The organism is Streptomyces sp. NPDC003032 (genome assembly GCF_053591415.1).
In genome coordinates, this window is record NZ_JBSFTT010000001.1 from 384,865 (window position 1) to 395,829 (window position 10,965).

A 10,965-nucleotide genomic window follows, 5' to 3' on the forward strand; every position below is an offset into this window, starting at 1 on the left:
GTGTACAACGGCACGTCCTTGCCTGGACGACTTGGTTCGGCAGCACGGTAGTGGCGCACAGCGGCGCCGCTCCACCGGTTTTCGAGCACCTCACCTGGCCCGCCGGCCCTTCGGGGTCGGGCCCTTCGGGGTCGGGCCCTTCGGGGTCGGGCCCTTCGGGGTCGGGGCCTTCGGGGTCGGGGCCTTCGGGGTCGGGGCTGTGGTGTACCGGTGTACCGGTGTATCGGTGTATCGGTGTACTTGATGTGGCGGTGTACTTGATGTGGTGGCTGCGTGGGGGCCGCAGTTACGGCAAGTTGCGGCGGGAGCCGCACGCCTTGTCTATGAAGCCCAGTCCGGCTCCTCCTCGTCCCCCCAGTCCGGCTCCACGTCATCGCTGAGCCGCGGCTCAGATGCCCCCGCCGAGCCCGCCGGTCCCACTGGCCCCGCCGACGGCCCGCCGGAAGCCACGCCTGCGGGCCGGGTCCCGCCGGGCGCCCCGCCAAGCTCGCCGCCAGGCCCGCCGCCCATGAACTCCGCGATGACCCCGACGACCCCCTCGCCGTACGTCGCCCGCTTCTTCTCGCCCACCCCGCTGATGCCCGCGAGGTCCGCCACGGACGTGGGCCGCAGCGTGGCGATCTCGCGCAGCGTGGCGTCGTGGAAGATGACGTACGCGGGGACGCCCTGTTCCTTGGCCTGGGCGCCGCGCCAGGCGCGCAGCGCCTCGAAGACCGGCACCGCCTCCTGAGGCAGCTCGGCGACCGCTGCCGCCGCCTTCGCCTTGCGCTCCCCCTTGGCGGCCCGCGCCGCCGGAGCCCGCTTCGGCTCCTTGCGCAGCCGCACCTCGCGCTCCCGGCCCAGGACGGAACCGCTGGTCTCGGTGAGCACCAGCGTGCCGTACTCCCCCTCGACCGCGATCAGGCCCTGCGCCAGCAACTGCCGGACCACGCCCCGCCATTCGGCCTCCGCCAGCTCCTCGCCGATGCCGAAGACGGAGAGCTGGTCGTGGTCGAACTGGATGACCTTCGCGGTCTTCTTGCCGAGCAGGATGTCGATGATCTGGCCCGCGCCGAACTTCTGGCCGCGCTCACGCTGGAGGCGCACCACCGTGGAGAGCACCTTCTGCGCCGCGACCGTGCCGTCCCAGGTCTCGGGCGGCGTGAGGCACGTGTCGCAGTTGCCGCACGACTGCGCCGTCGCTTCCTGGCCGAAGTAGGTGAGGAGCTGGGCGCGGCGGCACTGCGCGGTCTCGCAGAGCGCCAGCATCGAGTCCAGATGGGACGCGGCCCGGCGCCGGAACGCCTCGTCGCCCTCGCCGCCCTGGATCATCTTGCGCTGCTGGACGACGTCCTGAAGGCCGTACGCCATCCAGGCCGTCGAGGGCAGGCCGTCGCGGCCCGCGCGGCCCGTCTCCTGGTAGTACCCCTCGACGGACTTGGGCAGGTCGAGGTGGGCGACGAAACGGACGTCCGGCTTGTCGATGCCCATGCCGAAGGCGATGGTGGCGCAGACGACGAGGCCCTCCTCCCGCAGGAAGCGGGACTGGTTCGCCGCGCGCGTGCCTCCGTCGAGCCCCGCGTGGTACGGGACCGCCTCGACGCCGTTCCGACAGAGGAACTCGGCGGTCTTCTCGACCGAGTTCCGCGAGAGGCAGTAGACGATGCCGGCGTCGCCCGCGTGCTCCTCCTTCAGGAAGGACAGGAGCTGCTTCTTCGGCTCGGCCTTGGGCACGACGCGGTACTGGATGTTGGGCCGGTCGAAGCTCGCCACGAAGTGCTTCGCGTCCGGCATGCCGAGCCGCTCGGTGATCTCCCGGTGTGTGGCGTGCGTGGCCGTCGCCGTCAGAGCGATCCTCGGAACGTCGGGCCAGCGCTGCCCGAGCACGGAGAGCGCAAGGTAGTCGGGCCGGAAGTCATGCCCCCACTGCGCGACGCAGTGCGCCTCGTCGATGGCGAAGACGGAGATCTTGCCCCGCGAGAGGAGGTCCAGCGTGGCGTCCAGGCGCAGCCGCTCCGGAGCGAGGTAGAGCACGTCGAGCTCGCCCGAGAGGAACTCGGCCTCCATCACGCGCCGCTCGTCGAAGTCCTGCGTGGAGTTGATGAACCCGGCGCGCACGCCCGCTGCCCGCAGCGCGTCCACCTGGTCCTGCATGAGCGCGATGAGCGGCGAGACCACCACGCCCGTGCCCGGTCTGACCAGGGCCGGGATCTGATAGCAGAGGGACTTTCCGCCGCCGGTGGGCATGAGGACGACGGCGTCACCGCCGGCCACGACATGGTCGATGACCGCTTCCTGCTCGCCGCGGAAGGCGTCGTACCCGAAGACGCGGTGGAGCGTGCGCAGCGCGTCGCTCTCCGTCACCGCACTGGCCACCGCACCGGTCGCCGCGCCAGTCGCCGTACCGGTCGCCGCGTCCGGCATCGCTGCCGACGCCGTCACCTCGCTCATGCCATTGGTCCCATCCATCGCCCTGTCCCCCGCCGTACGTCCTGCCTCGTCCACTGCCTCGACCACTGCCTCAACGATAGGGCCCCGCACCGACAGCCCGAGAAGTTATCCACAGGCCGCCGCCCGGCATCCCCAGATCGGGATGCCGGGCGGCGACACATGTGCGTAAAAAAGAGGCGGCTACCGGACGAAGACCCCCGCCTGGCCCGCCAGATCCAGGAAGTACTGCGGGGCCACACCGAGGACCAGCGTCACCGCGACACCGACGCCGATCGCCGTCATCGTCAGCGGCGAGGGCACGGCGACCGTCGGGCCGTCCGCCTTCGGCTCGCTGAAGAACATCAGCACGATCACACGGATGTAGAAGAACGCGGCGATCGCCGACGACAGCACACCGACCACGACCAGCGCGCCCGCGCCGCCCTCCGCAGCCGCCTTGAACACCGCGAACTTGCCGGTGAAGCCGGAGGTCAGCGGAATGCCCGCGAAGGCAAGCAGGAACACCGCGAAGACCGCCGCGACCAGCGGAGACCTGCGTCCGAGCCCCGCCCACTTGGACAGGTGCGTGGCCTCGCCCCCCGCGTCCCGCACCAGCGTGACCACGGCGAAGGCGCCGATCGTCACGAAGGAGTAGGCCGCCAGATAGAAGAGGACCGAGGAGACGCCGTCCGGGGTGGTGGCGATGACACCGGCGAGGATGAAGCCCGCGTGTGCGATGGACGAGTACGCGAGGAGCCGCTTGATGTCGGTCTGGGTGATCGCGACGATCGCGCCGACCAGCATCGTGATGATCGCGACGCCCCACATGACCGGCCGCCAGTCCCAGCGCAGGCCCGGCAGGACCACGTAGAGCAGCCGCAGCAGCGCGCCGAACGCGGCCACCTTCGTCGCCGCCGCCATGAAGCCGGTCACCGGCGTCGGAGCGCCTTGGTACACATCGGGCGTCCACATGTGGAACGGCACCGCGCCCACCTTGAAGAGCAGCCCCATCACGATCATCGCGACGCCGATCAGGAGCAGCGCGTCATTGCCCATGGTGTCGGCGAGCGCCGGGTCCACGGTCTTGACGTTGCCCTCGACGACGTTCGCGATCGTCGCGTACGACACGGAGCCCGCGTACCCGTACAGGAGGGCGATGCCGAAGAGCGTGAACGCGGAGGCGAAGGCGCCGAGCAGGAAGTACTTGACGGCGGCTTCCTGCGACATGAGGCGCTTGCGGCGGGCGAGCGCGCACAGCAGGTACAGCGGCAGGGAGAAGACCTCCAGCGCGATGAAGAGCGTCAGGAGGTCGTTGGCCGCGGGGAAGACGAGCATGCCGCCGATGGCGAAGAGCGCCAGCGGGAACACCTCGGTGGTGGTGAATCCCGCCTTTGTGGCGGCCTGTTCCCCCTCACTGCCCGGCACGGCCCCGGCCTGCGCGACGAACGAGTCGACGCGGTTGCCGTGCGCCAGCGGGTCGAGCCGCCGCTCGGCGAAGGTGAAGATGGCCACGAGCCCGGCGAGCAGGATCGTGCCCTGGAGGAAGAGCGCGGGCCCGTCGACCGCGATCGCGCCCATGGCCGCGATCTGTGCCTTCGTCGTGCCGAAGCCGCGGGCCGCGAGCCCGACCACCGCTGCGAAGGCGGCGGCGAGGGCGACGACGGAGACGAAAAGCTGGACGTGGTAACGGGACTTGCGCGGGACGAAGGCTTCGATGAGCACTCCGAGGACGGCCGCGCCGATGACGATCAACGTCGGCGAGAGCTGCCCATACTCGATCTTGGGCGCGTCGATCTTGTCGATCGGATCGGCCGCCATTGTCCACAGGCTGTGGACGGCTGATGCGCTCACTTGGCCGCCTCCACCTCGGGCTCGGGGTCCTTCTGCTGTACGTCGGACATAGTGTGCTCGACCGCCGGGTTCACCAGATCCGTGAGCGGCTTCGGGTAGACGCCGAGGCCGATCAGGAGCGCGATCAGCGGGGCGACGACGACCAGTTCACGCACCCGCAGGTCCGGCATGGCCGAGACCTCCGGCTTCACGGGGCCCGTCATCGTCCGCTGGTAGAGGACGAGGGTGTAGAGCGCGGCGAGCACGATGCCGAAGGTCGCGATGATCCCGACCACCGGATACCGCGCGAACGCGCCGACCAGGACGAGGAATTCACTGACGAAGGGTGCGAGCCCCGGCAGCGAGAGCGTGGCCAGACCGCCGATCAGGAAGGTGCCCGCGAGCACCGGGGCGACTTTCTGCACCCCTCCGTAGTCGGCGATCAGGCGCGAGCCGCGCCGCGAGATCAGGAAGCCGGCCACCAGCATCAGCGCGGCGGTCGAGATGCCGTGGTTGACCATGTAGAGCGTCGCGCCCGACTGGCCCTGCGAGGTCATCGCGAAGATGCCGAGGACGATGAACCCGAAGTGCGAGATCGACGCGTATGCCACCAGGCGCTTGATGTCGCGCTGGCCGACCGCGAGCAGCGCGCCGTAGATGATGCTGATCAGCGCGAGTACGAGGATGACCGGCGTCGCCCACTTGCTCGCCTCGGGGAAGAGCCCGAGGCAGAACCGCAGCATCGCGAACGTGCCGACCTTGTCCACCACCGCCGTGATCAGTACGGCGACCGGGGCCGTGGACTCCCCCATCGCGTTCGGCAGCCAGGTGTGCAGCGGCCACAGCGGCGCCTTCACCGCGAAGGCGAAGAAGAAGCCGAGGAAGAGCCACCGCTCGGTGTTGGTCGCCATGTCGAGCGTGCCGTTGGCCCGTGCTTCGGCGATCTCCTGGAGCGAGAAGTTACCGGCGACTACGTAGAGCCCGATCACCGCGGCCAGCATGATGAGGCCGCCGGCGAGGTTGTAGAGCAGGAACTTCACGGCCGCGTACGAGCGCTGCGCCGAGGCGTTCTCGTCGCTGCCCGCGTGGGCGCGGTCTCCGAAGCCGCCGATGAGGAAGTACATCGGGATGAGCATGGCTTCGAAGAAGATGTAGAAGAGGAAGACGTCGGTGGCCTCGAAGGAGATGATCACCATCGCCTCGACGGCCAGGATCAGGGCGAAGAAGCCCTGGGTCGGCCGCCATTTATAAGGGGCCTTCGTTTCATCGGGGCCTCCCCTGCTCGAACGAAGTTGAGAGCTCGGGGAAGGGTCGGCGTCGTGCCAGCCCGCCAGGATGATGAACGGGATCAGCAGGGCGGTGAGTCCGATGAGCGCGACGCCGATGCCGTCGACGCCCAGTTCGTACCGCACCCCGAACTCGGCGATCCAGGAGCGGGACTCGGTCAGTTGATAACGGTCGCCGTCCGGGTCGAACCGCACGAGCACGGTCACAGCGAGCGCGAGCGTGGCGAGCGAGACGAGCAGCGCGAGCCACTTGGCGGCGGAGCGCCGGGCGGCCGGGACGGCCGCCGTGACGATCGCGCCGACCGCGGGCAGGGCCGCCGTCGCTGTCAGCAGAGGAAAGGACATCGGTATCAGACCGCCCTCATCAGCAAGGTCGCGGCGATGAGTACCGCAGCGCCGCCGAACATCGAGACCGCGTAGGAGCGGGCGTAGCCGTTCTGCAGTTTGCGCAGCCGCCCGGAGAGGCCGCCCATCGAGGCCGCCGTGCCGTTGACGACCCCGTCGACCAGGCTGTGGTCGACGTAGACCAGGGACCGCGTGAGGTGCTCGCCGCCGCGCACCAGGACGACGTGGTTGAAGTCGTCCTGGAGGAGGTCGCGGCGGGCGGCCCGGGTGAGCAGCGAGCCGCGCGGGGCGGTGACCGGGACGGGTCGGCGCCCGTACTGGACGTAGGCCAGGGCGACGCCGATGGCGAGGACCACCATGGTGGCGCCCGTGACCGTGGCGGCGCTCAGCGGCGAGTCGCCGTGGTCGTGGTGGGTGACCGGCTCCAGCCAGTGCGTGAAGCGGTCGCCGATGCTGAAGAAGCCGCCCGCGAAGACCGACCCGAAGGCGAGCACGATCATCGGGATCGTCATGGACTTCGGGGACTCGTGAGGGTGCGGTTCCTCGTGCGCCCCCCGCGTCTCGGCGGCGGGCTCGACGCTCGGCTGGTCCGGGGACGCCGTCGCGCGGTGGCGCCAGCGCTCCTCTCCGAAGAACGTCAGGATCATGACGCGCGTCATGTAGTACGCGGTGATGGCCGCGCCCAGGAGCGCCACTGAGCCGAGGATCCAGCCCTCCGTACCGCCCTTGGCGAACGCCGCCTCGATGATCTTGTCCTTGGAGAAGAAGCCGGACAGACCGGGGAAGCCGATGATCGCGAGGTAGCCGAGTCCGAAGGTGACGAAGGTGACCGGCATGTACTTCCGGAGGCCGCCGTACTTCCTCATGTCCACCTCGTCGTTCATGCCGTGCATGACCGAACCGGCGCCGAGGAAGAGCCCGGCCTTGAAGAAGCCGTGCGTCACCAGGTGCATGATCGCGAAGACGTAGCCGATGGGGCCGAGGCCGGCGGCCAGGATCATGTAGCCGATCTGGGACATCGTCGAACCGGCCAGGGCCTTCTTGATGTCGTCCTTCGCGCAACCGACGATCGCACCGAACAGGAGCGTGACCGCTCCGACGATCGTGACGACGAGCTGGGCGTCCGGCGCGCCGTTGAAGATCGCTCCGGAGCGGACGATCAAGTAGACGCCGGCGGTCACCATCGTGGCGGCGTGGATGAGAGCGGAGACCGGGGTCGGGCCCTCCATCGCGTCGCCCAGCCAGGACTGCAGCGGCACCTGCGCGGACTTGCCGCACGCGGCGAGCAGCAGCATCAGGCCGATGGCGGTGAGCTTGCCCTCGCCGGTGTCACCCGTCGCCTCCAGGACGGGCCCGAAGGCGAACGTCCCGAAGGTGGTGAACATCAGCATGATCGCGATCGACAGGCCCATGTCGCCGACCCGGTTGACCAGGAAGGCCTTCTTGGCGGCGGTCGCCGCGCTGGGCTTGTGCTGCCAGAAGCCGATCAGGAGGTACGAGGCGAGACCGACGCCTTCCCAGCCGACGTACAGGAGCAGGTAGTTGTCGGCGAGCACCAGGAGGAGCATCGCCGCGAGAAAGAGGTTCAGGTAGCCGAAGAAGCGGCGGCGCCGCTCGTCGTGCTCCATGTACCCGATGGAGTAGATGTGGATCAGGGTGCCGACACCGGAGATCAGCAGCACGAACGTCATCGACAGCTGGTCCAGCTGGAAGGCGACGTCCGCCTGGAAGCCCTCGACGGGGATCCAGCTGAACAGGTGCTGTGACAGGGTGCGCTCCTCGGCGCCCTTGCCCAGCATGTCGGTGAAGAGCACCACGGCGACGACGAAGGAGGCGGCCGCGAGCAGCGTGCCGAGCCAGTGGCCCGCGCGGTCCAACGCCCGCCCGCCGCACAGCAGTACGGCCGCTCCGAGCAGAGGCGCCGCGACGAGCAGCGCGATAAGGTTCTCCACTTTCAGCCCCTTACAGCTTCATCAGGCTGGCGTCGTCGACCGAGGCCGAGTGGCGGGAACGGAAGAGCGACACGATGATCGCGAGCCCGACCACGACCTCCGCGGCGGCGACGACCATCGTGAAGAAGGCGATGATCTGGCCGTCGAGATTGCCGTGCATCCGGGAGAAGGCCACGAACGCGAGGTTGCAGGCGTTGAGCATCAGCTCGATGCACATGAACACCACGATCGCGTTCCGCCTGATGAGCACGCCGGTCGCGCCGATCGTGAACAACAGGGCGGCGAGATAGAGGTAATTGACCGGGTTCACTTCGACGCCTCCTCGGTCCGCCCGATGTCGGTCCTGCGCAGATCCGGCCGCTCCAGGCGGTCGGCGGAGCGCTGCTCCAGCGCCCGCAGGTCGCTCAGGGCCTCGTCCGACACATCGCGGATCTGGCCGCGCTCACGCAGCGTCTTGTTGACCGTGAGCTCCGACGGGGTGCCGTCGGGGAGCAGGCCGGCGATGTCGACGGCGTTGTGCCGGGCGTACACACCCGGGGCGGGCAGCGGCGGCAGGTGCTTGCCGCGCACGCGCTCCTCGGACCGCTCGCGCTGGGTCTTGGCGCGCTCCGTGCGCTCGCGGTGGGTGAGCACCATCGCGCCGACCGTGGCGGTGATGAGCAGGGCGCCGGTGATCTCGAAGGCGAAGACGTACTTCGTGAAGATGAGCTGGGCGAGGCCCTCCACATTGCCGCCGGCGTTCGCCTTGCCGAGGCCGTTGAACTCCTGCACCGAGGCGTTCCCGATGCCCGCGAAGAGCAGCACCGCGAAGCCGAGGCCGCACAGGAGGGCCAGCCAGCGCTGCCCCTTGATGGTCTCCGTCAGGGAGTCGGCGGCGGTGACGCCGACGAGCATGACCACGAAGAGGAAGAGCATCATGATCGCGCCGGTGTAGACGACGATCTGGACGATGCCCAGGAAGTACGCGCCGTTGGCGAGGTAGAAGACCGCCAGGATGATCATGGTCCCGGCGAGGCAGAGCGCGCTGTGCACGGCCTTCTTCATGAGGATCGTGCACAGGGCGCCGATCACGGCGACCGTGCCGAGGATCCAGAACTGGAAGGCCTCACCGGTGGAGGTGGAGTACGCGGCGAGCTGCGTCATCGGCCGACCACCTTCTCGGACGCCGGCTCGCCGTCCCCGAAGTCGGAGGCCGCTTCCTGCGGCGTCTCCCCCTTGGAGAGGGCGACTTGGGGAACCGTCCCTGGAGCGGCCTCGGTCACCAGGCCTCGGTAGTAGTCCTGCTCGTCCATGCCGGGGAAGATCGAGTGCGGGCTTTCGACCATGCCCTCTTCGAGCCCGGCGAGCAGCTGCTCCTTGGTGTAGATGAGGCTCTCGCGGCTGCTGTCGGCCAGCTCGAACTCGTTCGTCATCGTCAACGCGCGCGTGGGGCACGCCTCGATGCACAGGCCGCACAGGATGCAGCGGGCGTAGTTGATCTGGTAGACGCGGCCGTACCGCTCGCCCGGGGAGTACCGCTCCTCTTCCGTGTTGTCCGCGCCCTCCACATAGATGGCGTCCGCGGGGCAGGCCCAGGCGCAGAGCTCACAGCCGATGCACTTCTCCAGGCCGTCCGGATGGCGGTTCAGCTGGTGCCTGCCGTGGAAGCGGGGAGCGGTGGTCTTCTGCTCCTCCGGATACTGCTCGGTCAGCCGCTTCTTGAACATGGCCTTGAAGGTCACGCCGAAGCCCGCGACAGGGTTCTGGAACCCCTGCTTCGATTGGTTGGACTCGTCAGGTGATTCCGGTGATTCCTGGTTCGACTCAGCCATCGGACGCCTCCTTTCCGTCACTTCGGGTTCCGTCACTTTGAGTATCCGGCCCACCACTGACAATCAGCTCCCGCTCCTGGCGTGAGCGTCGGCGCGGGACGGGCGGCAGGCTCTGCCCGGGCAGCGGCGGCACGGGGAAACCGCCCGCCATCGGGTCGAAGGCGACCGGCTTCTCCTCGACTGCTGCCGCCTTCTCCCGCTTGTCGCGGAAGATGTCGATCACCACGGAGAGCAACAGCAGCGCGATGACCCCGCCGGCGACATAGAGCACGATCGAGGAGAAGTCGTAGTCCTCGTTCCGCATCGCCCTGACGGTGGCGACGAGCATCAGCCAGACGACCGAGACCGGGATGAGGACCTTCCAGCCGAGCTTCATCAGCTGGTCGTAGCGCACGCGTGGCAGCGTGCCGCGCAGCCAGATGAAGAAGAACAGCAGCAGCTGGACCTTGAGCACGAACCAGAGCATCGGCCACCAGCCGTGGTTCGCGCCCTCCCAGAAGGTGCTGACCGGATACGGGGCCCGCCAGCCCCCCAGGAAGAGCGTGACCGAGACCGCCGAGACGGTGACCATGTTGACGTACTCGGCGAGCATGAACAGCGCGAACTTGATGGAGGAGTACTCGGTGTTGAAGCCACCGACGAGGTCGCCCTCGGACTCCGGCATGTCGAACGGCGCGCGGTTGGTCTCACCGATCATCGTCACGATGTAGATGAGGAACGACACGGGCAGCAGCAGCACGTACCAGCGGTCCGCCTGCGCCTCCACGATCGCCGAGGTCGACATCGACCCGGAGTAGAGGAAGACGGAGGCGAACGCCGCGCCCATCGCGATCTCGTACGAGATCATCTGCGCGCAGGAGCGCAGGCCGCCGAGGAGCGGATAGGTGGATCCAGAACTCCAACCCGCGAGCACGATGCCGTAGATGCCGACGGAGGCCACCGCGAGGATGTAGAGCATCGCGATCGGCAGGTCGGTGAGCTGCATCGTGGTGCGCTGGCCGAAGATCGAGACTTCGTTGCCCGCGGGCCCGAAGGGGATCACGGCGATCGCCATGAAGGCCGGGATCGCCGCGATGATCGGGGCGAGGACGTAGACCACCTTGTCCGCGCGCTTGACGATGACGTCTTCCTTGAGCATCAGCTTGATGCCGTCGGCGAGGGACTGCAGCATGCCCCAGGGGCCGTGCCGGTTGGGGCCGATGCGCAGCTGCATCCACGCGACGACCTTGCGCTCCCACACGATGGAGAAGAGGACCGTCACCATCAGGAACGCGAAGCAGAAGACCGCCTTGAGGGCGATCAGCCACCAGGGGTCACGGCCGAACATGGACA

At 68.5% G+C, this 10,965-nt stretch carries 8 protein-coding genes; all 8 read right to left on the reverse strand.

Going from position 1 to position 10,965, the window contains the following annotated elements:
• Positions 1 to 321: 321 nt before the first annotated feature.
• On the reverse strand, positions 322 to 2,403 hold the full coding sequence (gene recQ / locus ACWDZ7_RS01940) for a DNA helicase RecQ (RefSeq protein WP_451794164.1): 2,082 nt from the start codon (positions 2,401 to 2,403) through the stop codon (positions 322 to 324).
• A 207-nt stretch (positions 2,404 to 2,610) separates the two neighbouring features.
• The gene (gene nuoN / locus ACWDZ7_RS01945; protein WP_451794001.1) at positions 2,611 to 4,260 is read right to left on the reverse strand and encodes an NADH-quinone oxidoreductase subunit NuoN; all 1,650 of its coding nucleotides are present in this window, start codon (positions 4,258 to 4,260) and stop codon (positions 2,611 to 2,613) included.
• Complete coding sequence (locus tag ACWDZ7_RS01950; RefSeq protein WP_451794002.1) at positions 4,257 to 5,870, reverse strand: NADH-quinone oxidoreductase subunit M; 1,614 nt, start codon at positions 5,868 to 5,870, stop codon at positions 4,257 to 4,259. Before ACWDZ7_RS01950 ends, nuoN begins: the two co-directional genes overlap by 4 nt.
• Before the next feature lie 5 nt (positions 5,871 to 5,875).
• The gene (gene nuoL, locus ACWDZ7_RS01955; RefSeq protein WP_451794004.1) at positions 5,876 to 7,822 is read right to left on the reverse strand and encodes an NADH-quinone oxidoreductase subunit L; all 1,947 of its coding nucleotides are present in this window, start codon (positions 7,820 to 7,822) and stop codon (positions 5,876 to 5,878) included.
• A 10-nt stretch (positions 7,823 to 7,832) separates the two neighbouring features.
• Positions 7,833 to 8,132 (reverse strand): NADH-quinone oxidoreductase subunit NuoK, encoded by a 300-nt coding sequence (nuoK, locus tag ACWDZ7_RS01960; RefSeq protein ID WP_003974374.1) that lies wholly within the window; start codon positions 8,130 to 8,132, stop codon positions 7,833 to 7,835.
• Entirely contained in the window at positions 8,129 to 8,965 is an 837-nt protein-coding gene (locus ACWDZ7_RS01965) for an NADH-quinone oxidoreductase subunit J (protein ID WP_451794006.1), read from the reverse strand. Before ACWDZ7_RS01965 ends, nuoK begins: the two co-directional genes overlap by 4 nt.
• Positions 8,962 to 9,633: an NADH-quinone oxidoreductase subunit NuoI gene (gene nuoI, locus ACWDZ7_RS01970; RefSeq protein WP_451794008.1), complete on the reverse strand. Its 672-nt coding sequence runs from the start codon at positions 9,631 to 9,633 to the stop codon at positions 8,962 to 8,964. Before nuoI ends, ACWDZ7_RS01965 begins: the two co-directional genes overlap by 4 nt.
• Positions 9,626 to 10,960 carry an NADH-quinone oxidoreductase subunit NuoH gene (nuoH, locus tag ACWDZ7_RS01975; RefSeq protein WP_451515218.1) on the reverse strand — a complete coding sequence of 445 codons (1,335 nt, stop codon included), beginning with the start codon at positions 10,958 to 10,960 and terminating at the stop codon, positions 9,626 to 9,628. Before nuoH ends, nuoI begins: the two co-directional genes overlap by 8 nt.
• Between the last annotated feature and the right edge of the window lie 5 nt (positions 10,961 to 10,965).

Excerpts from the sequence above, each read along its gene's own strand:
- recQ (WP_451794164.1), bottom strand. The coding sequence starts at position 2,403 with ATGCCGGACGCGGCGACCGGTACGGCGACTGGCGCGGCGACCGGTGCG.
- ACWDZ7_RS01950 (WP_451794002.1), bottom strand. The coding sequence starts at position 5,870 with ATGTCCTTTCCTCTGCTGACAGCGACGGCGGCCCTGCCCGCGGTCGGC.
- ACWDZ7_RS01965 (WP_451794006.1), bottom strand. The coding sequence starts at position 8,965 with ATGACGCAGCTCGCCGCGTACTCCACCTCCACCGGTGAGGCCTTCCAG.
- nuoI (WP_451794008.1), bottom strand. The coding sequence starts at position 9,633 with ATGGCTGAGTCGAACCAGGAATCACCGGAATCACCTGACGAGTCCAAC.
- nuoH (WP_451515218.1), bottom strand. The coding sequence starts at position 10,960 with ATGTTCGGCCGTGACCCCTGGTGGCTGATCGCCCTCAAGGCGGTCTTC.